Annotated in this window: 24 protein-coding genes, 1 tRNA gene and 1 other RNA gene; 13 read left to right on the forward strand and 13 right to left on the reverse strand. The window is 63.6% G+C overall.

Annotated elements, in window-relative coordinates:
• Positions 1-38: 38 nt before the first annotated feature.
• A complete protein-coding gene (locus tag LFT47_RS13165) occupies positions 39-632 on the forward strand; it encodes a GNAT family N-acetyltransferase (protein ID WP_236811440.1) in 594 nt (197 codons plus the stop codon).
• A gap of 30 nt (positions 633-662) precedes the next feature.
• Here LFT47_RS13165 and map read toward each other — a convergent pair whose 3' ends face one another.
• Positions 663-1,430: a type I methionyl aminopeptidase gene (gene map / locus LFT47_RS13170; RefSeq protein ID WP_236811442.1), complete on the reverse strand. Its 768-nt coding sequence runs from the start codon at positions 1,428-1,430 to the stop codon at positions 663-665.
• A 137-nt stretch (positions 1,431-1,567) separates the two neighbouring features.
• Between map and LFT47_RS13175 the strand changes: the two genes are divergently transcribed.
• Positions 1,568-2,245 carry a DNA alkylation repair protein gene (locus LFT47_RS13175; RefSeq protein ID WP_236811444.1) on the forward strand — a complete coding sequence of 226 codons (678 nt, stop codon included), beginning with the start codon at positions 1,568-1,570 and terminating at the stop codon, positions 2,243-2,245.
• Between the two features lie 7 nt (positions 2,246-2,252).
• Here the strand turns inward: LFT47_RS13175 and mptB (LFT47_RS13180) are convergent, their stop codons facing one another.
• Positions 2,253-3,794 carry a polyprenol phosphomannose-dependent alpha 1,6 mannosyltransferase MptB gene (gene mptB, locus LFT47_RS13180; RefSeq protein ID WP_236811446.1) on the reverse strand — a complete coding sequence of 514 codons (1,542 nt, stop codon included), beginning with the start codon at positions 3,792-3,794 and terminating at the stop codon, positions 2,253-2,255.
• A 286-nt stretch (positions 3,795-4,080) separates the two neighbouring features.
• Here mptB (LFT47_RS13180) and LFT47_RS13185 point away from each other — a divergent pair, with 286 nt between their 5' ends.
• Both LFT47_RS13185 and LFT47_RS13190 read left to right on the forward strand, forming a co-directional pair.
• Entirely contained in the window at positions 4,081-5,394 is a 1,314-nt protein-coding gene (locus LFT47_RS13185) for a glycosyltransferase family 87 protein (RefSeq protein WP_236818564.1), read from the forward strand.
• 34 nt (positions 5,395-5,428) lie between these two features.
• The gene (locus LFT47_RS13190; protein ID WP_236811448.1) at positions 5,429-6,682 is read left to right on the forward strand and encodes a glycosyltransferase 87 family protein; all 1,254 of its coding nucleotides are present in this window, start codon (positions 5,429-5,431) and stop codon (positions 6,680-6,682) included.
• Here LFT47_RS13190 and mptB (LFT47_RS13195) read toward each other — a convergent pair.
• Complete coding sequence (gene mptB / locus LFT47_RS13195) at positions 6,666-8,291, reverse strand: polyprenol phosphomannose-dependent alpha 1,6 mannosyltransferase MptB (RefSeq protein WP_236811450.1); 1,626 nt, start codon at positions 8,289-8,291, stop codon at positions 6,666-6,668. The genes LFT47_RS13190 and mptB (LFT47_RS13195) overlap by 17 nt on opposite strands.
• Positions 8,292-8,483: 192 nt before the next feature.
• Here mptB (LFT47_RS13195) and orn point away from each other — a divergent pair, with 192 nt between their 5' ends.
• The 4 genes from orn (at position 8,484) to LFT47_RS13215 (ending at position 10,825) form a co-directional block, all read left to right on the forward strand.
• Positions 8,484-9,068, forward strand: coding sequence for an oligoribonuclease (gene orn, locus LFT47_RS13200; protein ID WP_236818565.1), 585 nt, complete (start codon positions 8,484-8,486; stop codon positions 9,066-9,068).
• Between the two features lie 130 nt (positions 9,069-9,198).
• A tRNA-His gene (locus tag LFT47_RS13205) sits at positions 9,199-9,271 on the forward strand.
• 129 nt (positions 9,272-9,400) lie between these two features.
• Positions 9,401-9,973, forward strand: coding sequence for a peptide deformylase (gene def, locus LFT47_RS13210; RefSeq protein WP_236811452.1), 573 nt, complete (start codon positions 9,401-9,403; stop codon positions 9,971-9,973).
• 3 nt (positions 9,974-9,976) lie between these two features.
• A complete protein-coding gene (locus LFT47_RS13215; RefSeq protein WP_236811453.1) occupies positions 9,977-10,825 on the forward strand; it encodes an acyltransferase domain-containing protein in 849 nt (282 codons plus the stop codon).
• A 26-nt stretch (positions 10,826-10,851) separates the two neighbouring features.
• Here LFT47_RS13215 and LFT47_RS13220 read toward each other — a convergent pair whose 3' ends face one another.
• From LFT47_RS13220 to rnpB, 4 genes are all read right to left on the reverse strand, one after another.
• Positions 10,852-11,649, reverse strand: coding sequence for an HNH endonuclease family protein (locus LFT47_RS13220; RefSeq protein WP_236811456.1), 798 nt, complete (start codon positions 11,647-11,649; stop codon positions 10,852-10,854).
• Between the two features lie 97 nt (positions 11,650-11,746).
• Complete coding sequence (locus LFT47_RS13225) at positions 11,747-11,956, reverse strand: hypothetical protein (protein WP_236811458.1); 210 nt, start codon at positions 11,954-11,956, stop codon at positions 11,747-11,749.
• A gap of 85 nt (positions 11,957-12,041) precedes the next feature.
• The gene (locus LFT47_RS13230; RefSeq protein ID WP_236818566.1) at positions 12,042-13,502 is read right to left on the reverse strand and encodes a glyceraldehyde-3-phosphate dehydrogenase; all 1,461 of its coding nucleotides are present in this window, start codon (positions 13,500-13,502) and stop codon (positions 12,042-12,044) included.
• 281 nt (positions 13,503-13,783) lie between these two features.
• An RNA gene (gene rnpB, locus LFT47_RS13235) (RNase P RNA component class A) lies at positions 13,784-14,175 on the reverse strand.
• A gap of 56 nt (positions 14,176-14,231) precedes the next feature.
• Between rnpB and LFT47_RS13240 the strand changes: the two genes are divergently transcribed.
• On the forward strand, positions 14,232-14,996 hold the full coding sequence (locus LFT47_RS13240) for a YaaA family protein (RefSeq protein WP_236811467.1): 765 nt from the start codon (positions 14,232-14,234) through the stop codon (positions 14,994-14,996).
• A 71-nt stretch (positions 14,997-15,067) separates the two neighbouring features.
• Here the strand turns inward: LFT47_RS13240 and LFT47_RS13245 are convergent, their stop codons facing one another.
• On the reverse strand, positions 15,068-15,805 hold the full coding sequence (locus LFT47_RS13245; RefSeq protein WP_236811469.1) for a zinc ribbon domain-containing protein: 738 nt from the start codon (positions 15,803-15,805) through the stop codon (positions 15,068-15,070).
• A 100-nt stretch (positions 15,806-15,905) separates the two neighbouring features.
• Complete coding sequence (locus LFT47_RS13250; protein ID WP_236811471.1) at positions 15,906-16,823, reverse strand: Nif3-like dinuclear metal center hexameric protein; 918 nt, start codon at positions 16,821-16,823, stop codon at positions 15,906-15,908.
• Positions 16,824-16,969: 146 nt separating this feature from the next.
• Here LFT47_RS13250 and msrA point away from each other — a divergent pair, with 146 nt between their 5' ends.
• The 3 genes from msrA to epsC all read left to right on the forward strand — a co-directional run bounded on the left by msrA (position 16,970) and on the right by epsC (position 19,140).
• On the forward strand, positions 16,970-17,494 hold the full coding sequence (gene msrA, locus LFT47_RS13255) for a peptide-methionine (S)-S-oxide reductase MsrA (protein WP_236811473.1): 525 nt from the start codon (positions 16,970-16,972) through the stop codon (positions 17,492-17,494).
• A gap of 75 nt (positions 17,495-17,569) precedes the next feature.
• Entirely contained in the window at positions 17,570-18,505 is a 936-nt protein-coding gene (gene cysK, locus LFT47_RS13260) for a cysteine synthase A (protein WP_234749924.1), read from the forward strand.
• A 50-nt stretch (positions 18,506-18,555) separates the two neighbouring features.
• On the forward strand, positions 18,556-19,140 hold the full coding sequence (gene epsC / locus LFT47_RS13265; RefSeq protein WP_059387763.1) for a serine O-acetyltransferase EpsC: 585 nt from the start codon (positions 18,556-18,558) through the stop codon (positions 19,138-19,140).
• Here the strand turns inward: epsC and LFT47_RS13270 are convergent.
• On the reverse strand, positions 19,137-19,970 hold the full coding sequence (locus LFT47_RS13270; protein ID WP_236811474.1) for an oxidoreductase: 834 nt from the start codon (positions 19,968-19,970) through the stop codon (positions 19,137-19,139). The two genes, epsC and LFT47_RS13270, sit on opposite strands and share 4 nt — an antisense overlap.
• A 141-nt stretch (positions 19,971-20,111) precedes the next feature.
• Positions 20,112-21,548: an NADP-dependent phosphogluconate dehydrogenase gene (gene gndA, locus LFT47_RS13275; protein ID WP_236811475.1), complete on the reverse strand. Its 1,437-nt coding sequence runs from the start codon at positions 21,546-21,548 to the stop codon at positions 20,112-20,114.
• A gap of 233 nt (positions 21,549-21,781) precedes the next feature.
• Here gndA and LFT47_RS13280 point away from each other — a divergent pair, with 233 nt between their 5' ends.
• Positions 21,782-22,510: a FadR/GntR family transcriptional regulator gene (locus tag LFT47_RS13280; RefSeq protein WP_236811477.1), complete on the forward strand. Its 729-nt coding sequence runs from the start codon at positions 21,782-21,784 to the stop codon at positions 22,508-22,510.
• A 55-nt stretch (positions 22,511-22,565) separates the two neighbouring features.
• Here LFT47_RS13280 and LFT47_RS13285 read toward each other — a convergent pair whose 3' ends face one another.
• Both LFT47_RS13285 and LFT47_RS13290 read right to left on the reverse strand, forming a co-directional pair.
• Positions 22,566-23,624, reverse strand: coding sequence for an L-idonate 5-dehydrogenase (locus LFT47_RS13285; protein ID WP_236811480.1), 1,059 nt, complete (start codon positions 23,622-23,624; stop codon positions 22,566-22,568).
• Positions 23,624-24,394 carry an SDR family oxidoreductase gene (locus tag LFT47_RS13290; RefSeq protein WP_236811481.1) on the reverse strand — a complete coding sequence of 257 codons (771 nt, stop codon included), beginning with the start codon at positions 24,392-24,394 and terminating at the stop codon, positions 23,624-23,626. The genes LFT47_RS13285 and LFT47_RS13290 overlap by 1 nt, the downstream gene beginning before the upstream one ends.
• Position 24,395 lies beyond the last annotated feature (1 nt).

Genomic DNA, 24,395 nt, shown 5'->3' on the forward strand with positions numbered 1-24,395 from the left:
CTGCGCCGTCCGCCCTCGCAGCGTTCTACGCTGTTCCTATGGTCCTGAACCTCACCCGCTCCGCAGCCATCACGACGGGCCCTGCAAGCTGGCCCGATGTTGAAGGGCTATTCGGCGTCCGCGGCGAGCCTTCGCGCTGTTGGTGCCGGTGGTTCGCCCTCACAGGGCAGGATTGGAAGACCACTCCACCCAAGGCTCGGAAGGAACAGCTCAAAGCCAAATTCGACGACGGCCCCGAACCTGGCGTCCTGGCGTTCCGGGGCGGCGAAGCGGTGGGCTGGTGTGCGGTGGAACCGCGCCAGTGCTATCCGCGCATCGAGCGATCCCGGATCCTCAAAGCCGCAGGAGCAGGTACCCCGGAAGGCCCGGGAGTCTGGTCGGTGAGTTGTTTCGTGGTTTCTCCCGGCCACCGCCGGAGCGGGGTGGCCGCCGCATTGCTGGACGCCGCCGTCGGGCATGCGTTCGCGCACGGCGCCGAAATCGTGGAAGGCTACCCCGTGGATCCCTCGCTGCGGCCCAAGGCCGGTCCGGCCGATCTCTACCAGGGAACCGTGAAGTTGTTCGAGGCGGCTGGCTTCTTTACGGTTTCCACAGCGGTATCCGGAAGGGCGGTCATGCGCCTGCGGCGCTGATTCTCCAAGCCCCGTATGCCGAAAAACCAGCTAAGGCAGTGTCAACACAACCGGGCCCTCTGCAGTGATCGCCACGGTGTGTTCGCTGTGCGCCGCACGGCGGCCGTTGGCGGAGCGCAGGGTCCACTGGTCGTCGTCGTGGTAGTAGTCGTCACTGCCGCCCAGGATCAACATCGGCTCGATAGCGATCACCAAGCCCTCCACGAGCTTCACGCCGCGGCCCGGCCGTCCGATGTTCGGCACACTCGGCTCGGCGTGCATGGTCCGACCGATGCCGTGCCCACCGTGATCGGCAAGGATCCCGTAACCGCTGCGCTTGGCTTCTCCGCCGATGGCGTACGCAAGGTCGCCCATCTTGTTTCCAATCCTTGCGGCGTCGATTCCGCGGGCGAGGGCGGCGTCCGTGGCATCGATCAACTCCTGGTCCACCGGATCCGCGGTGCCCACAATGAAGCTGACTGCCGCGTCCCCGCACCAACCCTCCACGAATGCTCCGCAATCGACGCTCAACAGATCGCCGTCCTGCAACACATATCCGTCCGGGATGCCGTGCACCACGGCGTCGTTGACGCTCGTGCAGATGACCCCTGAAAAGGGCGTGGACGCCCACCGCGGGCGGTAATTCAGGAACGCCGGCTTGGCTCCGGCGGCCTCCATGAAAGCGGCCGCAACCTCGTCGAGTTCCTTGAGCGACACTCCAACCCCGGCGTGCGAACGAACCGCCGAAAGCGTGTTGGCAACCACCCTTCCGGCTTCGCGCATGAGCGCAATCTCTTCTGGCGTCTTCACCATGGACATCACAGGCCTCCAAGCATCAAGAACAGGGGGCCGGACCGGCCGCCGGACGAACACTTCAACCCACTCTAGGGGCGTCTTCATCGCAGTCAACCGGGAGCCGTGTCCGAACCCGCCCACGAGTGTCCTAAAGTCACGGTATGGAACACCGAAGACTCGCCATCATTCGTGAACGCCTGCAGGCAGAGGCAGACCCGGACCGTGCGAAATCGGCACAGGCGTACATGAAATCATCCATGCCTTCGCTCGGCGTCAAGGTCCCCGCAGTCCGCCGCATCGTCCTCGCGACCGCGAAAGAACTCCCTTTCGAGTCCCCCGCCGAACTTCGTGACGATGTCCGGTTGCTGTGGCGGGAAGCTACATGGCGGGAAGAACGCTATGCGGCCATCGATCTGACCTCGCTCAAGTCCGTGGCCAAGGATCTGGAGATGTTGCCCCTATATGAAGAAATCATCCGGACCGGCGCATGGTGGGACTTCGTTGACGGTGTTTCCGACCGTATTGGCGCCCTTCTGCAACACTACCGGAGCACACTGACTCCCCTCTTGAGGACATGGGCAAGCGACCCGGACTTCTGGGTCCGCCGCGCAGCCATCACCTCCCAGCTCAAGGCAAAGACGTCCACGGACCAAGGACTTCTTGCCACGGCGCTTGACGCCAACCTGGCGGACAAGGAGTTCTTCATCAGGAAAGCGATCGGCTGGACCCTGCGGGAGTACGCCAAGACCGATCCCCAATGGGTGCGGAATTACGTGGAAACCCGACGGCCCATGCTAAGCCCGTTATCCCTGCGTGAAGCGATGAAACACCTCGAGTGAATCAGGTTCAGGACTTCGGTTTGAGCTTGAGCTTCAAAATCCCGCGACGCGGGCGGAACAGCACATGGGTCTTCTTGTCAAAGAACACCAGGTAGGCAATGAAGGAGACCGCGATGGCGATGGCCACTCCGCGCACCACTTCGATGGGGATCCACTGGAAGACGCTCAATTGGTCGGTCAGGGCGATAAGGGTGAAGAACGCCGTCAAATAGAAGACCGTGCGGAGCTGGGCGCCGTCCGCGATCCCCGTCACGGTGAAGAACACGAGCAGCCACACCATGTACCACGGCTGGATCACCGGCGCCAAGACGACGACGGCGGCGAAAGCCCAGGCCATCCGGCGAAGCACTGTCTTGTTGAACTCGGGTTCGTCGTCGATCTGCGCAGGCATACCGATTCCGCGGCCGGGCGTCCGTACGGCGAGCCAGACGATAGCAAGCGCCGAGACCGCCGTTCCGGCGGTCTGAATGACATCCGTCACGGGAACGCCGGGACCCCCGAAAAGTCCGACGACGAATCCCGCCGTATGTGCCAGCAACCCCACCGGCGCGTACCAGATCCAGACGGCGCCGGGAGTCTGGAGGGCGCCAAGCCAGCCAAATCCCAGGCCGTTCACCAGTCCTGCGGCGGCCAGCAGGCCTAAGGACAAGCCCAACGTCGCCGTCCAGCAGAGCATTCTGCGGCCCCAGCCGGCACGGGCACCTGCCCACAGCAGCCCGGCAAAAGGCAACGCAATCAAAGTAATCGGCTTGATCGCGATCGAAGCAGTGATCAGCACGATTCCAAGCACGGGTCGTTTGACCGATGCGAAGTACAATCCGGCAACAACCAGTCCCAACATCAAGGAGTCGTTGTGTGCGCTGGCGATGAAGTTGATCAGGAGAACCGGGTTGAGGACCCCAAGCCATAGCGCCCGATCCGGGTTCACTCCGTGGAGCGCAGCCAAACGTGGAACGTACACGGCGAGCAGGACCACCCCGGCGAGGGCAGCCAGGCGGAAGGGAATCAGGGCAAGCTCAGGGACGCCGGCGCTCACCCAGACGGCACCCTGTTCGATCCAGAGCCATAGCGGGCCGTAAGGCGTAGGCGCTTCCGTCCACAATTTGTCGGGTCCGAGTGAAAAGTAGTTGCTCAGGGCCGAGATGCCGTTGGTGTACGGGTTCAGTCCCTGCTCCATGAGCCGGCCCTGGCCGATGTAGGCATATGCGTCCCTGCTGAACAACGGCAAACTGAACATCATCGGGACGGCCCACATCCACAATGCGCGCCGGAGCACAGGACGCGAGGACGGGTTCCATCCGCCGATCCGCTGGGCAATGCGCAGCCAAGAACGCAGGAGCAGGAGTGCGCCGAGGCAGAGCATCACGGTGCAGACGATCACGCCAACCGGAGATGTCCTGGCCATGATGAAAAGGGGCGTACGGATAAGGGAGCCGCTGGTTGTCGCCATCCAGCCGACGCCGACCGAGCCTGCCACCATGAGCAACGACCCGACGAACCCTTGGAGGATCGCCGTCCTCGCCGCTTTGGCTATCTCGGTGCCGTGCACTGGGGCATTGGAATCGCCAAGCGCCTCTGGATGAGCCAACGAACTCCCCACCTCACGCTCACGAAACTTCGACGTCACCATCAAACAAAATCCTGTCCGGTTCCCTGCCGCATCCGGGTCAAAGTGGTACCGCCGGCTGCCATGGATTAGTGCAACTGTAGCATCGCCACCCTTGGCTTCCCGGGGCCGACAGGACCGTGGGTCTGCCCCCGAAAGTGGCCTGAGATAGGATGGATGAGGCTCTTACGGCACCCTGTGACGATAACTACCTGACAAGGATCCTCCCATTTCCACGGACTCATTCTTCAGCGCGCTCACACGGTTCCGCCATCGTGTTCTTCCCGTTTCGGTGGAGGCAAGGCTCAATTCTCCCAAGGGCCTCCTTGCAGGCTTCTGCGTCGTGCACTTGGTCTTCCTCGTGTTCGCGCTGATCCTTTCCTTGCGCGGTGAGGCCTTTAGCGACACTTTCATCTATCGGGACTGGACCTCGGCAGGGTTCCGGGATGAGAACCTGAGCAGCGGCCCCAGTCCTTGGGTCTACCCCGTTCTCGCCTTGGTTCCAATGGCCATCGCGGGCTTGGCCGGACCCGGTCCGTTCTTCTTTCTCTGGGTACTCATGATCACCGTGCTCAACGGCGTCGCTCTCGCCAAGCTCACGGGGCGGGGCCGTCGTCGCGAGGCTGTCCCGGCGGGATGGTGGTGGCTGGTCTTCGTCTTCATCATGGGTTGGCTGGGATTCGCCCGGGTGGACGGGTTGACTGCCCCCATCGTGTTGATCGCCTTGGCGTACGGGGTGTCTCACCCTTTTATTGCCTCGACCCTCCTGAGCGTTGCCACCTGGATGAAGGTCTGGCCGGCCGCCGTCATGTTGTCGTTGTTCACTGTGGTCAAGCAGAGAACCAAAGTGGTGGCTGCCGGAATCCTGACCAGCGTTCTGGTCATCGCACTCACGGCGGCCGTCGGTCAACTGCCGAAAATCCTTAACTTCCTGACCCAGCAAGGCGATCGTGGCATGCAGTTGGAAGCCACCTTCACCACTCCTTGGTTGTGGCTCTCGGTCCTCCATGTTGGCGGTTCGAGGATGTACATGAACACGGACATCAACTCAATGCAGGTGGATGGGCCCGGCACGGCCTTCATGTCATTCCTTATGCAACCCCTTCTCGCCCTGGCCGCGATCCTGGTGGCTGCCTTGACTTTCTGGGCACTCCACAACGGCAAGCGGACCGGCGGGGCTGACCGCACCGAGCTGTTGTTGGCTGGCTCCCTGACCATGGCCACGGCTTTCGTCGTGTTCAACAAGGTCGGGTCGCCCCAGTTCATGGTGTGGTTGGCGCCTGCCGTCGCTGTCGGGCTTGCCCACAGCTGGAAGGAATGGCGGGTGCCCGCGGCGATGCTCATCGCCATTGGGGTGGCCACATACTTCATCTACCCCCTCTTCTATGACGCACTGAGCCACAACAACCCCTGGATGGCACTGGTGTTGACGGTGCGCAATGTCCTGCTGGTGGTCCTGTTCTGCTGGTCCGTACGCCGCCTGTACCTCTTGGGCAAGAAGATCCCGGCCAACGAACCGGCCGCCGCTGCCAAGGAGTCCTGAGATTTCCGTTCGATTCTTTGACGGGCTCGCCCGCGTGCGCGACGCCGCCCTGCCGCCTGCCGCTGTTGCCTGGTTCGGCCGTCCGTCCAGCGTTTGGTGGGGTTTCGCCGCCATCCATGTGTACTTCCTCGGCTGGATGGCAAGTTTCTTCCTGTCCGGAAACACGTTCAGCGACACTGAGCAGTACCGCCAGTGGGCGATGGCCGGCTACAACCCGGCGGATCTCCATGGAGCCATCAGCCCGTGGGTATACCCGGTGCTCGCCCAGATTCCGATCTTCCTGGCCAACATCGCGGGCCCGGGTCCTTACCTGCTGGTGTGGACGTTGATCATCACTGCGCTCAATGCCGCCGGCTTGTTCATCTTGACCCGCGGCCCGCGCAAGACAACGGGGGTTGCCCCTGCCTGGTGGTGGCTGTTCTTCACGGCTTTCATGGGCTACCTCAGCTTTGCCCGGGTGGAGGGCATCACGGCACCCATCGTGTTGGTTGCGTTGTTGTATTCCGCCACACGGCCCGTGGCGGCGGGCATCCTCCTCAGCATCGCCACGTGGATCAAAGTCTGGCCGGCCGCCGTTTTGGTACCGATCATCATCGCGAGCCCCCGCAGGCTGCGGATCATCGCGTGCGGCGCCATCGTAACTGCCGCCGTCGCACTGGGCACCTATCTTTCGGGCGGCCTCCCGCATATCCTCGACTTCCTGACGAACCAGGGTGAGCGCGGCATGCAACTCGAAGCTACGTTCTCAACCCCTTGGGTCTGGTTGAGCGTGCTCAACGTCGGCGGTTCCAAAATCGCCGACAACATCGCCATCAATTCCACCGAGGTGTACGGACCGGGTGCCAATGTGGCGGCGTTCATGATGCAGCCGCTCTTGGTGCTTGCCGCCGTCGCCGGCTCTGCCCTTTTGCTTTGGGCGCTTCGGCGGGGTGCAGAAGCGGAAGAGTTGTTTCTCGAGGGCGCCCTCATGATGACCACCGCGTTCATCGTGTTCAATAAGGTGGGTTCGCCGCAGTTCATCATTTGGCTTGCGCCGGTGGTTATCGCCGGGCTGACCCACGATTGGAACCGTTGGCGGGTTCCTGCCGCCCTCCTGATGGGGATCGCCATGACGACTTTTGTGATCTACCCGTTGTTCTACACGCCGCTGATCCATGCCAACCCCGTGATGGCAACAGTGCTGACCACGCGGAACGTGCTTCTAGTTCTAATGCTCTGGTGGTCCGTGCAGCGGACCTTGGAACTGGGCCGCAAGTCCGGCGCAAGAACCGCTATCCGGAGCGCCTGAGCCGCTGCTCAAGCCTGCGGAGCAGTTGCGCAGGGCTGGAGCGGATCAGCAGTCTGCGCGTGTGAACGTCCAACACCATCAGGTAGACGGTGAATCCGACGGCCACCAGGAAGGCCAAAGAGGACACTTTGACGTTCAGTTCCACGAAGGACAGGACCGAAATCTGGTCCTGCGCGCCGAACGCGACGAAGAACGTCACGGCGACGTAGAGGGACTTGATCTGCCAGTCGTCCCTGATGCCCGTGACCGCGAGCAGCGGGATGAACCACAGGATGTACCACGGCTGGATAATCGGAGAAAGCATGACGACGGCGGCAAACGCCAGGGCCGCGCGCCGCACCAGCCGCGAATAATCGCCGCGGAACATCAGTACCACCACCAGCCCGATTCCGGCCCACTTCATAAGGGTGCGTAGTCCCGTGGCGACGGTGGAACCGGGCAGGCCCAGGAGGTTGGCGATGACCTCGACCTGCTGGCCCAGGAAGCCCGAAGGCGAATATCCGGTGTAGCCGGGCGTCGGATCAAGGATGGCCCAAACCCATCCAAAGCCAAGGTTGTAAGGAATTCCGCTCACCGCCAGGACGGCAAAGCTGATACCCGCCGTCGCGCCCCAGAACAGGAACTTGCGGGCCCAGCTCGCTGCCGGACCGGCCCACATGAGGCCTATGAACGGCAAGAGAAGTACTGTGATCGGCTTGATGCCGATGGAAGCCGTGACCAGCAGAAGGCCGGTGATGTGCCGCCCGGTGGCTGCAAAGTACATTCCGGCCACTGCCAGGCCCACCATGAGGGCATCGTTGTGGGCGCTGGCGACGAAGCTGATGAGAAAGAGGGGGTTGGCGACGGCGATCCACAGCGCGCGGCCGGGATTGATCCCGTGCAGTTCGGCGAGCCTGGGAACATACACCACGCAGAGCAGCACCCCCGCTGTGGCAAGGACCCGGAAGAGCAACACGGAAAAATCGGGCTGGGCGTCGGTGATGCCCACAACCCACCTGGCAAGCCACAGGAAATAGGGCCCGTAGGGCGTCTTGGCTTCAGCCCAGGCAGGATCGGCGCCCAGGGAAAACCAGTTGCTGAGCGAGGAAATGCCTGCGGTGTAGGGGTTCTGGCCCTCCAGCACCAGCCTGCCCTGGCCGGTGTAGGCATACACATCGCGCGAATAGATGGGAACGGCAAACATCAGGGGCGCGGCCCACGCCGCAACAGCGACAACCACGGATCTGAGCGATCCGGGCCCCCAGTCCTTGAGCCTTTGCCCGAGCCTCAACCATGACCTGACCAAGAGCATGGCCCCCGCCGTCAGCAAGATGGTGGAGGTCGTCACGCCCCAGCCCTCCGTGCGCAGGGCGATGACAAGAGGGTGCCTGAACATGGGCGATCCGTTGGCGATCCAGCCGGCACCGATCGACCCGACGAAGATCATCAGGGATCCAAAAAACCCTTGCCAGATTGCCACATAGGCCTTGATCTGGACGGGGGTGCCGGCGCCGATGTGGGCGGCATCCGGGGAATAGAGACTCGCGGCGGCCTTCTCCGACGGCGCCGCGGGTTCCTTTGCCTCATCCCGGCTATTTGAGGTGCCCACGCCCGTTCCGCCTGCCGTCATGATATTCCAGTCCCTACGTACATTGGTCCAGCTCATCGATGCAGGCAACAACCGCTCGACAACGGCCCAGTTTACCAGCCACGGTAAGCCCTGGAGCGGAATGAAGCGCCCCGCCACCCTTCCCACGCGACCGAACGGTAGGCTGGACGGGTGCCTATTACTAATGAACGCATCGTCTGGATCGACTGTGAGATGACCGGGCTCGACCTGGTAAACGACGCCCTGATCGAGGTCGCGGCCTTGGTCACCGATTCGGAGCTAAACATCCTGGGCGATGGCGTCGACGTCGTTATCAAACCCGAAGACGCCGCGCTTGAACAGATGAACGACTTCGTCCGCGACATGCATACGCGCTCGAAACTCCTGGACGAGCTCCCGCACGGCAAAACCATGGACGAAGCCGAAGCGATCGTTTTGGAGTACATCGAGAAGTGGGTACCCGATCCGAAAAAGGCACCGCTGGGCGGCAACTCGGTCGGAACCGACCGGATGTTCCTCGCACGGGACATGCCCAACATCGTTGAACACCTCCACTACCGGGTCATCGACGTGAGCACCATCAAGGAGCTCTCGCGCCGATGGTTCCCCCGCGCGTATTTCCAGTCGCCCGCCAAACATGGCGGCCACCGCGCCCTCGGAGACATCAAGGACTCCATCGACGAACTGCGCTACTACCGCGAGGCCGTGTTCGTTCCGGCTCCCGGTCCTGATACAGCCACGGCGCAGAAGATTTCCAAGCAGATCGCAGCCGGCGCGGAGACTCCGGAGAGCACGTGATCTGGGGCACGTTTTCGGGAAATTTCAGCCAAACGGTCAAAAGTGGCAAAACCACTCCCCTGGACGGGGTATAGTTTTTGTCGTTGCCTTCGCAGCTAACGGGTCATTCCGAAAGCATAAAAGGCGCATGGTGGGCGTAGCTCAGTTGGCAGAGCGCCTGGTTGTGGTCCAGGAGGTCGCGGGTTCAACCCCCGTCGCTCACCCTCACGGGATCGGTAGTTGTTTATCGATCGCAGCCAAAGGCCGTACTGGTTATCCAGTGCGGCCTTTGCTTTGTCCCGGCCGATTTCGGCCATCCCGCTCCAGGCCCGAGAACCAGAGGAACACCTGACATGACCGTCCTGCCAGTCACCATCTGGGGCGAGCCCGTGCTTCACCGCCGGGCGAGCGAGGTGGAAAAGTTCGACGACGAGCTGCGCACCTTGATTGCCGACATGTTCGCGACCAACGAAGCCGCCAACGGCGTCGGGCTGGCCGCACCCCAGGTGGGGGTCGGCAAACGGATCTTCATCTTCAAATACGCGAACGACGACGACGCACCGGACGAAGGCGTCCTGGTGAACCCGGTTCTCACCCTCTCCAAGATCCCCGGCGCCCTTCCCGATCCCGAGGAAGACGTCGAGGGCTGCCTGTCCTTCCCGGGAGAGCACTACCCGCTGCAGAGGGCGGAATGGGCACGCGTCCAAGGCTTTGACGGCTACGGCAACCCGGTGGATTTCGTAGCGACAGGCTGGTTCGCGAGGGTCATGCAGCATGAATTCGACCACCTTGACGGCAAGCTCTATGTGGACCGGCTGGCTGACCGCTACGCGAAGAAGGCCATGAAGCAGGCCAAGAAGAACGGCTGGGGAGTTCCCGGGCTGAGTTGGATGCCGGGTGTCGACCCGGACCCCTTCGGACACTGAGCGATGACCGGCACCGCGCAGGACGAATTGTTCAAGCTTCTCGACATCTATGGAGAAGACGCTTTTGCGTGTGCCTCGCTGCTGGCGTCAGCTCCGGGAGAAGGAACGCAACAAGCCCTTGCCATTCTGCACGCCCGCCTGGGCGCCTTTCCAAGCAAGTCCGCCGCGGCGGATGGTTGCACGGAAACGGACTGGATCGAAGCGCTCCTGCGCTTCGCACCGGTAGTCCACCGCCATCATCTTTCCCTCGGCGTCCCGCCGGAAGCCTCCGCCGCGATCCTGGCCGATGTGGGACTGAACCTTCGTATCAACCGAAGGGTTCACGGGCGATTCGGCTTGGACACGTGGGCGTGGCTGACCCTCCACATGGCCGGAAACATCTTCCGGATCGGGCGCTTGCAGTTCCACCTTGTCCGTGGCGAGGCCGGAGGCCCCGCCGCTAGCAACTCCTGGATGCTGGGTATACACATCCCGGAGGATGGCGGCCTCTCCCCCGCCCTCGTGGACACGAGCCTCAGCCAGGCCAGGGAGTTCTTTGACCGATATTTCCCGGACAAGGCGGTCTCCGTGGCGATCTGCGAGTCCTGGATGCTGGATCCCTACCTGGCCCGGAAGCTGCCGCACAGCAACATCGCCGCTTTTGCCCGCCGGTTCACCCTGGACCGGTGCTCAGACGCTCCGGGCGACGCCGTCTACTTCACCTTCCGGCAGCGCGGCATGGACAACCTTGATCGGCTCCCCCGGGAGACGTCGCTTCAGCGGGTGGTACTGGAGAGGATCGACGACGGCGGCGCTTGGCAGCTCGGGCACGGTCACCTGGTGCTTCCCCCAGCTCAGGCCAACCGCGCCTGACGCGGCCGCCCCGCGACCTCAGGCGGCTACATCGCCCTGATGGTCCGCTGACCGGGGCACGAGTCCAGGACGCGCCTTATGGCGTCTTTCTCCGCCTGGGTGACCCAGAGCCGGTACGCGGCTTTGACGGAAACCTGACGGGCTACGTAATGGCAGCGGAAGCCCTTGTTGGCAGGGAGCCAGCTCGCGGCGTCGCTCGCGCCTTTCTTCACGTTGGCGGGACCGTCAACGGCAATGAGGTTGAGGGGGTCGTTGGCGAGGCTTTGGCGCTGTTTGGCGGTGAGCTGCTGGGCGCCCTTCTGCCAGGCATCCCCGAGAGCAACCACATGGTCGATCTGCACGGCCGCGCTGCTTTCGGAGCCCCTGCGGAAATGGATGTCCTGCCCGATGTATGGCTCACGCAGTTCCCCGGAAGCGATCCTGCATTTCGAGCCTGCCGTGAACTCCGTTGCCGTAAGATCGCGCCTCAGGATGTCGTTCCTCGTATCGCAGCCGTTCCGGTCGACGTCGAGCCGCGCCTGGCCGAATTCGTTGCGGTCGTAGGCGTCCTTGGCTGAGCGCCCCTTCACGGGAAGCGCTTCCAAGGCATCGGCGGCCGAACCGGCCGGTACCGGCTGAACGGCTTCCACCGGCTTCATCCAGTTCGGATCGAAGACGGGAGCTTCCGTCGGTCCATTGATCGGGTCCTGGCCGACTGCGAACTGGCCGTTGGTGAAGAACCACCCGATGCCGGCGAGTCCACCCGCGATGAGGAGCATCACCAGCACCCAGGCCTGACGGAACTGGCGGCGGGCGCGCCGATAAGCGGCCCAGGTGGTACTCAAGGGATTGCGTCCTTTCGGGGAGGAATACGTCCCTTGAGACTAGATGAGGCGCAGATAGCCGACGCTGATATCCACAGTGTGGAGGACAAGTCGCGGTTTACTGCTCCTTGGTGACGCGTTTCAGGTCTTCGGCCGCCAGCTCGAGAAGGGATCCCAATTGGATCACCCTGTCCTCGGAGATATCCCCCGCCGCGTGTGCGGCTTTGGCTTCGTCGAGCAGCCGCTGGGCTTCCTTGAGGTTGGCGCGCGCCACGTCCAGGGCGTGTTCCAAGGTTGTTTCGTGGTCCAGAATCTTTTCGCTTTCCATGCGTCCATTCTGGTCAGGTTTCCCGGCCGATACCAGCGCATCAGCCGGGAAACCCGTGTGTCTTCCTGGCCCTGACCAGAGGCTGCTAGACGGCGGCGGGCTCCAACGTTGCCTTGGGCTCAACGTCGACAGCGATGCTGCGTGCCGGGAACGATGGCGGGTTCACGCCGGCCATTTCTTCCATGACGCGCACTACCTGGCAGGAGTAGCCGAATTCGTTGTCGTACCAGACGTAGACCACGAGGTGCTTGTCGGTGGCGATGGTGGCCAGACCGTCCACGATGCCGGCACGGCGGGAGCCGACGAAGTCCGTGGAGACGACCTCGGGTGAGTCGATGAAGTCGATCTGCTTCCGCAGCTCCGAGTGCAGGGACATTTCGCGAAGGTAGTTGTTGACTTCCTCCTTCGTGGTTCCCTTTTCAAGGTTCAGGTTGAGGATTGCCATCGACACGTCCGGGGTGGGAACGCGGATCGCATTGCCGGTCAGCTTGCCCTGCAGTTCCGGAAGGGCCTTCGCCACGGCCTTGGCCGCGCCTGTCTCGGTGATGACCATGTTCAGGGCGGCCGAGCGTCCGCGGCGGTCACCCTTGTGGAAGTTGTCGATCAGGTTCTGGTCGTTCGTGAACGAGTGCACCGTTTCCACGTGGCCGTGGATGACACCGAACTTGTCGTTGAGTGCCTTGAGCACGGGAGTGATGGCGTTCGTCGTGCACGAGGCCGCGGTGACGATCGTGTCCGTGTCCTCGATGGAGGAGTGGTTGATGCCGTGGACGATGTTCTTCAGCTCGCCCTTGCCCGGAGCCGTGAGCAGCACGCGCGCGACGCCCTTGCTCTGCAGGTGCTGGGACAGGCCCTCGGCGTCACGCCAACGGCCCGTGTTGTCGACCACGAGGGCGTCCTTGATGCCGTAGGCCGTGTAGTCGACGGTGGAGGGGTTGTCCGAGTAGATGACCTGGACCTGTACACCGTTGGCCGTGATCGTGTTGGCGGCTTCGTCCACGCGGATGGTGCCTTCGAAGGAACCGTGCACCGAGTCACGCCGCAGCAGGCTGGCGCGCTTCACAAGGTCGTTCTCGGCACCCTTGCGGACCACGATCGCGCGCAGGCGCAGGCCGTGGCCCCCGCCGGCCTTTTCGATCAGGAGGCGCGCCAGCAGGCGGCCGATGCGGCCGAAACCGTAAAGCACGACGTCGGTGCTGGTCCGGTCGTCCGCGCCGCGGCGCCCGACAACCTCGGCAAGCTCGGCGCGCAGGAAGTCTTCCAGGGGCGTTCCGGGGGCTTCGGCCTTGTACTTCTCGTTGAGGCGGGCGATGTCGATCGCAGCGGCCCCGAGTTCAAGCTCGGCCAGTGTGTTAAGTAGCGGCGCGGTTTCTTCGAGCAGGAGTTCGTCCTTGCTCATCCGGCGCGCAAAACGGTGGGCTTTCAGGATGTTCATCGACGACTTGTTGATGAGGCTGCGCCCGTGGATGCTGGTCACCACGTTGTTCTCACGGTACAGCCGGCCGATCACCGGAATCATGGCCTCGGCCAGCGCTTCGCGGCCCATCCACGTATCAAGACAAGAATCTGATGACTGGCTCACAGAACTACCTTCCTAGGGTCAGCTACATACGTCCTCGTACGTAGATGGTGGCCGCCCGGAGTAATCCTGCGGCGCTGGCATCGGCGGGACTTCGGTCTGCCCGGACACCTCGAACGTTGCAAAGAAAAACCGCCGGCTGCGAACGCAGAACCGGCGGTGGAACTTCTACGTTCACTGTCCATTCTAAGGTCTGGTACCGGGCGCCTTGGCCCGCGGAATGCGTGAAATCACTCACACAAGGCTGTGGGATGGGTTGACCGATACGCCGGGTTCTGTCCTCCCCCGCCGTTGCCGGCGAAGGAGTGGCGACCATCCATCTACGAACGCCGTTGCCGACGCCCTCCAGCGGCCTACCCGGACACTCGGGCGAGCAGCCCTCGATCGTGCCCTGTCTGGCCTTGCTCCGGGTGGGGTTTACCTAGCCTCCCTGGTCACCCAAGGAGCTGGTGGTCTCTTACACCACCGTTTCACCCTTACCTGCTGCCTGCCTGTGCTGGCACAAGCAGACGCGGGCGGTCTGTTCTCTGTGGCACTGGCCTGCGGGTTACCCCGAGTGGGCGTTACCCACCACCCTGCCCTGTGGAGCCCGGACGTTCCTCGAGCCACTCGCGTGGCGCGCGGTCGCCTAGTCAACCCATCCGCCCTACAGTCTACCGGCGTCGGGCGGCGCACCCGTCCCGGTAGTATCGACTGGTGCTGATTCTGCTGCCCCCTTCCGAAGGCAAGACCCCCGCTGCCAAGGGCTCCGCCGTCGAATGGGAGTCCCTGAGCTTTCCGGAACTCAACAGCTACCGGGCCAAAGTGCTCGACGCGCTCGGCCTGGTCAGCGCGCACGAGGACGCCCTCGCCCTCCTGGGGGTGGGCGCATCCTTGAAGGACGACGTCGAACGGAATACCCGTCTCCACGCCGAACCCGCAGCCCCGGCCCACCAGGTGTATTCCGGTGTCCTCTACGACGCGCTTGGCTACAAGACCCTCACACCGGCGCAGCGCCGCAAGGCGGTGGAGTCGGTCCTCGTGGTGTCCGCCCTGTGGGGCGCCATCGGCTTCGGCGACCGCGTGCCTGCCTACCGATTGTCCATGGGAACGGCACTGCCCGACGTCGGGCGCCTCGCGTCGTTCTGGAAGCCGCAGCTCACGCAGGCCCTCGCCGCCCGGGTGGAAGGCGAGCTGCTGGTGGACTGCCGCTCCAGCACCTACGCCGCGGCTTGGGCTCCGCCCGCGGCGCAGACTGTCTCCGTCAACGTCTTTTCCGAGTCCAACGGCAAACGCACCGTCGTTAGCCACTTCGCCAAGCACACCCGCGGCGAACTGGCCCGGCACTTGCTGAGCCGCCGAGGCAAGGCACCGGGAACGCCCGAGCAGCTGCTCAAGGCCGCTTCGGAAAGGTGGACGGCGGAGTTGACGGAAGGCACTGCGCGCAAGCCGCACACCCTCAGCATCATCCTCCCCAACTAGCTCGCAGTTGTTGTCGTTTTCAGCCGCGAAAACGACATTAACTGCGAGCTAGATGGGTGGGAAACAGGCGGTTAGTTCCACTCGGCGGAGCGCACCAGGATGCAGCCGGAATCGGGGCAGAACACGATCTCGTCTTCGGCAGCGGCCTTGACCTCGGCGAGGTCGCCGGGGCTGAGCGTCATTCCCGAGCCTTCGGACTTCCCGTGGAAAAGCCTGGCTGCCCCCACCCCGCGCTTGGCAAGGGTCTTTTCGTAGATGGCCAGCATCCCGGCGTCGAGCCCTTCGGCGAAGCCGGTCCGCTGGGCGCGTACTTGCGTCTCTTCGGCAACAATCTCGGCGATCGCGGCGTCCAGCTCGGCACGGATCCCGGAGAAGGAACCCTGGATGTCATCGACGATCTGCTGTTGCGCCGCTTGACGCTCCCTGAGTCCGTCCAGGCGTTCCAGGATTTCCAGCTCGACATCTTCGAGGTCCGAACGTCGCTTATTAAGGGAGGCGATATCGCTCTGCAGCGCAACGAGATCCTTGGAAAGTCCGGTACCGCTGTTCAACCTGGCTTCGTCCCGCTCAATGCGGCTAGCCACTTGCTCGACGTCGGCCTCTGACCTGCGCAGCTCAGTTTCGGCGTCGTGGACAGCAAGTTTCGCGGTTCCGAGCGCACCGTTGGCCACGCTGAGGGCGTCCTGGAGATCGGTGATGCGGGGGTCTGTCTCCAAAGTGCGGCGGCGGTTCGCCAAGGATTTGAGCTTCGCATCCAACCCCTGCAGTTCGAGCAATTTCAACTGTTCCGCCGGTGCTGCCTTGGCCACGCTTACCTCCGCTTGATCGTGCCGGGGTGATATTCAGACCCAGCCAGGCCTTGGGCCTGTTTGTCTCGACTCTATCGCCTGGGGCGCTCCCCTGCCTCGCTTAGCCCGGAGTCAGAATGAAGTCCCAGGGATCGCTGTTGGTGGAAGCCACCCGGATCTCGACGTCGTGACCCTGGTCAGCGAGTACGTTGCCGAGCGCTTCGGCCGCCGCGGGCAGCCACAGCCACTCGCTAGCGAAATGCGACACGTCAACGAGGTACGGCCTGCCGTCAACGGCAGCTTCGCGGGCCTCGGATGCAGGGTGGTGCCGCATATCCGCGGTGACGTAGATGTCTGCCTGGCTGGCGCGGACGGCGTCGAAGAGACTGTCTCCGGCTCCCCCGCAGACGGCCACACGGCGCACGAGCCCATCCTTGTCCCCGGCGACGCGCACGCCGCCGGCCACTGAGGGCAGGATCTCGAACACCCGGGCGGCGAAATCTCCCAGGGTCATGAGTTCGGGCAGGTCGCCGACCCGGCCGATGCCCTCTTCCGGCAGGCCGTGGGCCGCAGGAGCCAGGGGCACAACGTTGTCCAGCCCGAACGCGTCGGCCAGGACATCGGAAACGCCCCCGACGGCGGAGTCCCCGTTCGTGTGGACGGTCAGCAGCCCGGTACCTGACTCAATGAGCCGATGGACAGCAAGGCCCTTGGCGGTGGTGGCGGCAACGGAGGTGACGCCCTTGAGCAGCAAAGGATGGTGCGTTACGAGGAGCTCAGCACCCCATTCGATGGCTTCTTCAATGGCGGCGAGGGTCGGATCCACAGCGAACAGGACCTTGGTGACGGTGGCGGTGGGCCGCCCGACCACGAGCCCTACCTCGTCCCATTCCTCGGCGAGCGATTCCGGCCAGAGCTCCTCCACTGCCAATAGGACCTGACCCAGCGTAGGGGTGCTGGCTCTTGGAGTTCCGGCTGCACCATTCTCCGGTTCTTCGCCGGATCCTGTATCTGCCACCGCGGTGTTCACAGCTTCCATGCATTACATTCTTGCGCATCCGGCGGCCAAGTCGCGCCTGCGGGAACCGGGCTGTTCGAGATTGTTGCCACTGGCCGGGTCTGCGCCGTCACAGTCCCGTAAGGTTGTGCGGGAATCATCCGGGACTCCCAGCCATTGAAGAGATCATGAAAACTTTTGTACTTGGTGGAGGCTGCTTCTGGTGCCTCGACGCCGTCTATCAGAAGACCAAGGGCGTCAGTTCCGTAGTTTCCGGCTACACGGGCGGGCACATCCGCAACCCTGACTATTACGATGTCTGCTCCGGAATGACGGGCCACGCGGAGGTCGTCGCCGTGACTTTCGACGAGGACATCATTCCGGCGGACATCATCCTTGACATGTTCTTTGCACTGCATGATCCCACCACGCTCAACCGCCAGGGCTACGACGTCGGAACCCAGTACCGTTCCTCGATGTTCTACACCACCACGGAAGAAAAGATCCTCTTCGAGGAAGCCATCCTGCGGAACCAGGAACTGTGGTCCAAGCCGATTGTGACCGAGGTCAGCAGGTTGCCGGAATTCTACGAAGCGGAGTCCATCCACCAGGACTACTACGGCAAGTTCCCGGAGCAAGGCTATTGCCAGGTGATCATCAACCCGAAGCTCGCCAAGGCCCGGAAATATTACTCTTCGTGGCTCCGCGCGTAGCAGCGTGTAGCACCGCTCGTTAGGCTGACCTCAGCAGTAGCTATTTCAGCGAATTCAGAGAATAGGCATGATTACATGGCACGGATCTACGACGACGTCACCCAGCTGATCGGCGGAACCCCCCTGGTCCGCTTGAACAGGCTCACCGAAGGCTTGGACGCCACGGTCGCCGTGAAGCTGGAGTTCTACAACCCCGCCAATAGCGTCAAGGACCGTATCGGCGTCGCGATCGTCGACGCCGCCGAGAAGTCCGGTGCGCTGAAGCCGGGCGGCACCATCGTCGAGGGAACCTCCGGCAACACCGGAATCGCTCTGGCCCTCGTTGGCGCTGCGCGTGGTTACAAGGTCATCCTGACCATGCCGGAAACCATGTCCACCGAGCGCCGCGTCATGCTGCGCGCCTACGGTGCAGAGATTGTCCTCACCCCCGGATCGGAAGGCATGCGCGGTGCCGTCGAGAAGGCCCAGGAAATCGTGGCCAACACCGAGAACTCCGTCTGGGCCCAGCAGTTCGCCAACGAGGCAAACCCGGAGATCCACCGCACCACCACGGCCGAGGAAATCTGGGCAGACACCGACGGTGGCGTGGACATCTTCGTCGGCGGCGTCGGCACCGGAGGCACCATCACCGGCGTCGGACAGGTCCTGAAGGAGCGCAAGCCCGAAATCCAGATCGTGGCCGTCGAGCCCAAGGACTCCCCCATCCTGAACGGCGGCGCCCCCGGCCCGCACAAGATCCAGGGCCTTGGCGCGAACTTCATTCCGGAAATCCTGGACACCAACGTCTACGACGAGGTTCTCGACGCAACCCTCGAGGACTCCGTCGCCACCGCACGCGCCCTCGGCACCAAGGAAGGCATCCTGGGCGGCATCTCGGCCGGCGCGGCCGTCTGGGGTGCGCTGGAGCTCGCGAAGCGTCCTGAGAACAAGGACAAGCTCATCGTGGCGATCGTTCCCGACTTCGGCGAACGTTACATCTCCACGGTGCTTTTTGACGACATTCGCGGCTGATTGCGGACCCCGCGCAACCGCTTTCTTTCATTTCCTGTAGAAAGGTCTTTGTGAGCTTCTTCGCAAGACTTATGGAGGACCTCGAGGCCGCCCGGTCACATGACCCGGCGGCCCGAGGCTCCTTTGAGAACTTTTTTGCCTACTCCGGCCTGCATGCCATCTGGGCGCACCGCCTGACGCACAAATTGTGGCAAAACCCCGAGCTGCGGTTCCCGGCACGGCTCATTTCGCAGCTTGCCCGCTTCCTGACCGGCATCGAGATCCACCCCGGCGCGACCATCGGCCGCAGGTTCTTCATTGACCACGGCATGGGCGTGGTGATCGGTGAGACCGCCGAGATCGGCGAAGACGTCATGATCTACCACGGCGTGACGCTGGGCGGCCGTTCCTTGGCCAAGGTCAAGCGCCACCCCACCATCGGAGATCGCGTCACCATCGGAGCAGGGGCCAAGGTCCTAGGTCCCATCACCATTGGCGCCGACAGCGCGATAGGCGCCAACGCCGTCGTGGTCAAGGACGCACCGCCTGAGTCGATCATCACCGGTGTTCCCGCAACGTGGCGGCACCGTGATGCCAAGAGCGAAACGAAACCTGCCGTCGATCCCGCCGAGTACTACATCGAGTACCGGATCTAGCCGGAAAACCGTTTGTAGGCGTTCCAGAAAACTGTGTCGAAGGCCCGGTCGGGAAGCACCCTCCGCAAAGCCAGAATGGTCCAGGCTCCCCTGCCCACCGGGTAGCGGGTCCTGGGCCGTCGCGAAGTCGCCGCATGGACGATAGCACCCGCCACGGTGCGCGGGTGCGTCGACAGCGCGGTTCCCGACGTCGACGCCAAAGCGGCGGCGACGACGCCCGCCTGGTCCCGGTAGGGTCCCTGTCCGGACACCGCCAGCAGGCTCTCCCCTGCGATCGTGCCCCATTCCGTGTCGGTTCCGGCGGGCTCGATGATTGCGACGTCGATGCCATGCGGCTTCAGCTCGAGGCGTAGCGAGTCACTGAGGCCCTCGACGGCGAATTTTGTTGCGTGGTACCAAGCGCCCAAGGGTTCATACATTTTGCCGCCGATCGAGGACACGTTGATGATCCTGCCGGAAGCCGCGGCACGCATCACGGGAATCACCAGCTGGGACATCCGGGCGAGACCGAAGACGTTTACCTCGAACTGGCGCCGGCCCTCCTCCAGCGGAACCTCTTCCAAAGAACCGTAGGACCCGTATCCGGCATTGTTGACCAGTATGTCGATGCGTCCTTGCTCGGCCAGGACAAGCTCCACCGCAGCCTTCATCGAGTCATCCTCGGTGACGTCCAGGGACAACACCTTGATTCCGTGGGCTTTGAGCGGCTCCATCTTCTCGACCCGCCGTGCCCCCGCGTACACGACCATTCCTGCCTTGCTGAGCTTGATGGCGGCTTCGAAACCGATTCCGGTTGACGCACCTGTGACAAATGCGACGCGTTGCGGCATGGACTACTCCTCGTGTTACGGGTGGTGTTTTCCTTCAGGACGTACCTACGGCAAAGGCCGGCGCCTCCACAGTAACGCGGAAGCACCGGCCTTTGACTTGAACCGAAAGGGCCTGCCCCAAGAAACGGGGCAGCATGGTCCTTAGTGGGTGTCGACTGCCGAGATCTCGGACTTGTCTTCGCCCCACAGGGTGTGGAAAGTGCCCTCGGCGTCGACGCGGCCGTAGGTGTGCGCACCGAAGAGGTCGCGCTGGCCCTGGATGACTGCTGCGGCGAGGCGCTTGCGGCGAAGTCCGTCGTAGTAGGCCAACGACGAGGAGAACACGGGAACCGGGATGCCCAGCTGGACAGCCGTTGCCACCACGCGGCGCCATGCCGGCAGCGCACCGGCGATTGCCTTGGTGAAGGCCGGGGCGAACAGCAGGTTGGCCGGCTTCTCCTCGGCTGCGTAGGCGTTGGTGATTTCCTTGAGCAGCTCGGCGCGGATGATGCAGCCGCCGCGCCACAGCGAAGCGATTTCATTGAGCTTGAGGTCCCAGCCGTATTCCTTCGCGGCGGAGGTCAGCATGTCCAGGCCCTGGGCGTAGGAAACCAGCTTGGAGGCGTAGAGAGCCTGGCGGACGTCCTCGACGAAGTTCTCGGGGATCTCGACGGCGATTTCCTCGCCGGCGAGCAACTCCTGGCCCAGCCTACGCTGTTCTGCCTGGGAAGACAGGGCGCGCGCGAAGACGGACTCTGCGATACCTGAAACCGGAGAGCCGAGCTCGAGGGCGGAGATGACCGTCCAGCGGCCGGTGCCCTTCTGGCCGGCAGCGTCCACGACGATGTCGACGAACGGCTTGCCCGTCTTGGCGTCAACGTGGCCCAGGACCTCTGCGGAGATTTCGATCAGGAAGGAAGCGAGCTCGCCCTTGTTCCATTCGGCGAAGATCTTGGACTGCTCGGCCGGCTCGATGCCGGCGCCGGAGCGCAGGAGATCGAAGGCTTCGCCGATGACCTGCATGTCGGCGTACTCGATGCCGTTGTGGACCATCTTGACGAAGTGTCCGGCGCCGTCGGTGCCGATCCAGGCGCAGCACGGTTTGCCGTCAACCTTGGCGGCGATCTTTTCGAGCAGCGGGCCCAAGGCGTCGTAGGACTCCTTGGAACCACCGGGCATGATGGAAGGTCCGTTGAGGGCGCCCTCTTCGCCGCCGGAAACACCGACGCCCACGAAGTGCAGGTCCTTCTCGGCCAGCGCGGATTCGCGACGACGGGTGTCCTCGTAGTGCGAGTTACCGGCGTCGATCACGATGTCGCCGGGCTCCAGCAAGGGAACGAGCTGGTCGATGACGGCGTCAACCGGCTTGCCGGCCTTCACCATGATCAAGACGCGGCGGGGTTTCTCAAGGGAGTCCACGAGCTCCTGGAGGGTTTCCGTGCGGATAAAGTCGCCGTCCGTGCCGTGCTTGGCGAGCAGGGCGTCGGTCTTCTCGACGGAACGGTTGTGGAGGGCAACAGTGAAGCCATTGCGGGCCAGGTTGCGGGCCAGATTGGCGCCCATCACCGCGAGGCCGGTGACACCGATGTGTGCTGACATCAAAACTCCAATTCATTCTTGTGCATCGAGTCCTGCTAGGAGCGAGGAAACGCTTTCTAGAGCAGTAGCTGGAATAAACCATACGTATTCTGACCACGTCTGGGAAAGTTGCGCCCACGTTTTGGAAACGTCCGCGTCACAAAAGAGTCTATGTTGCGAGCTCGTACTGTGGGGAGTTCGCCGGCGTCCGGGCTTCCGGTGGCGGAGCGGTCAACGCCACTATGCTTACGACTATGTCAACCAGTCTCCACTACCGCGCTGTCGAGCACCTGGGTACCCGGATCGTCGGCGGTAAGCTCCCCACCGGTCACGTCATGTTGGCTGAGCACCTTGAGGAGGAACTCAAGGTGTCGCGGTCGGTGGTACGTGAGGCCGTCAGGGTACTGCAGTCTCTGGGACTGGTGGAAACCATCAAGCGAGTTGGCATCCGGGTCCTTCCCGCGCACCGCTGGAATCCCTTCGATCCGCTCGTCATCCGCTGGCGGCTGGCCGGAGAAGGCCGCGGCGCACAGCTGCGCTCCCTCGCCGAACTCCGCTCCGCCGTCGAGCCCGTAGCGGCAGAACTGGCCGCGGAAAACGCCCCGGAGTCCTTGCGCAGCGAACTGGTGGAGATCTCCCTGGCCATGCGGGAAGCAGGCCGTGCGGGCGACATGCCCACCTTCCTGGACCTCGACATCCGCTTTCACGCCCTGGTGCTCTCCGGTTCCGGCAATGAAATGTTCGCGAACCTGATCGGGCAGGTCACGGAGACACTGACCGGCCGGACAGTCCACGGCCTCATGCCGGAACATCCGAAGGAAGCGGCCCTGCAATGGCATCTGGATGTAGCCCAAGGCATCCTGGACGGGGACGGCGACAAAGCCCGCGAGGCCTCCTCCAACATCATGCGGGAGACCATCGCGGACCTGTCACCGGGCTGGGAAGGCCAGCCACGGGTATTTGTTCCAGTCGAGCGGCGCTGACGGCTGAGCGCGGGCGCCGCCCGACTGATGGGCTGATCGCCAGATCGGACGAAGGCTAGGCCACAGGCTGGAAGTTCAGCAAGACCTTCCCGGATTCGGCGGAGTTCCTGGCCACCTCGAAGGCCTCGAGGCCGCGGTCCAGCGTGAATTCGTGCGTCACTACCGGGTCCACGTAGAGCGAACCGTCCGCGAGCGCCGCAATGACGTCGTCGATCTCGTCGTTGAAACGGAAGGAACCGAGCAGTTCGAGCTCGCGGGTAATGGCAAGCGAAATGAAGACCGGCTGCGGTCCCGAGGGCAGCAGCCCGACCATGACCACCTTCCCGCCGCGCACTGCGCCCTTGATGGCCGATGCCAGTCCGAAGTGGCTGCCGGAGGACTCGATGACGACGTCGGCTTCCACTGCGGCGATTGCCTCGGCGTCATCGCCTTTGAGAACTTCGTCGGCGCCTACTGCACGGGCTATCTCAAGAGGCTTGTCATGCATGTCGACGGCCACGATCCGGCTCGCCCCCGCGCGCTTGAGGACAGCTACTGCCAGCGCGCCGATCGGACCGCTCCCGATCACCAACGCCGTCTTTCCGGCCACGTCACCTGCGCGGGAGACGGCGTGCCAGGCAACGCTGGCCGGCTCCACGAGCGCCGCAGTGCGCAAGTCCAGCGTGGCCGGAAGGGCCCGGAGCATGCGGGACGGCAGGGTCGCGTAGCGGCTGAAGGCGCCGTCAGTGTGCGGGTACCTCGCCGCACTGCCGAGGTAGGTGCAGCCCGGGGAGAGGTTGGGCCGGTCTTCCGGATACCTGGCCGCACCCGGGGCGGGGGTGGCGGGGTGGACGGCGACGGCGGTTCCGGCTGCCGGGCCGCTGCCATCGGCGGCCTGCTGGACAACCGTGCCGACGATTTCATGACCGAGCACCATGGGAGCCTTGAGGATCGATTCCCCCGCCGCGCCATGGAGCCAGTAGTGCAGGTCCGAGCCGCAGATGCCGCCGTAGGCGATCTCCACGACGGCCTGGTCAGGGGTGGGAACAACGAGGGCTATGTCCTCGATGCGAAGGTCGCCGGCGGCGTGCGCCACGACGGCGGGTGAAGACTGGGGAAGCTGGAAACCGCTCATTAGACGACCACCGTCATTCCGCCGTCGACGAAGATCGTCTGGCCGTTGACGAAGTTCGAAGCCTCGGAGGCAAGCCAGACCGCCGGACCGGCGAGATCCGCCACGGTGCCCCATCGGTGCGCCGGCGTCCGGCCCAGGATCCAGGAGTTGAAGTCGGGATCGTCCACGAGGTTCTGCGTCATCTCAGTGTGGATGTAACCCGGAGCGATGCCGTTGATCTGAAGACCGGAGGCCGCCCATTCGGCGGTCATGGCGCGGGTCAGGTTGCGCAGGCCGCCCTTGGCGGCGACATAGGGGGCGATCGTGGGGCGTGCCAGGTCAGTCTGCACAGAGCAGATGTTGATGATTTTGCCGCGGCCCCGCGGGATCATGTGGCGGGCGGCTTCACGTCCCACGAGGAAGGCGCTCGTCAGGTCGGTGGTGATGACCCGCTCCCAGTCCTTCACATCGAGGTCCAACATCGGGACTCGGTGCTGGATTCCCGCGTTGTTGACGAGGATATCGAGGGGGCCGACGTTCTCCTCGACCCAGGCAACGCCGCGGGCCGCCCCAGCATCGCTGGTGACGTCGAACGCACAGCTGTGGATGCGGCCGGGCCCGAAGTCCGCCGCCATAGCGGCTTCCGCGCCCTTGAGCCGCTCCGTGTTGATGCCGTTGAGGACAACGGTGGCACCGGCGTCGGCCAGTCCGCGGGCCAGCGCGTTTCCGATGCCGCGGCTGGATCCGGTCACGAGCGCAACGCGCCCGGTGAGATCGAAGAGTCCACTCATG

This window comes from Arthrobacter sp. FW306-2-2C-D06B, assembly GCF_021789175.1.
Lineage (GTDB): Bacteria > Actinomycetota > Actinomycetes > Actinomycetales > Micrococcaceae > Arthrobacter.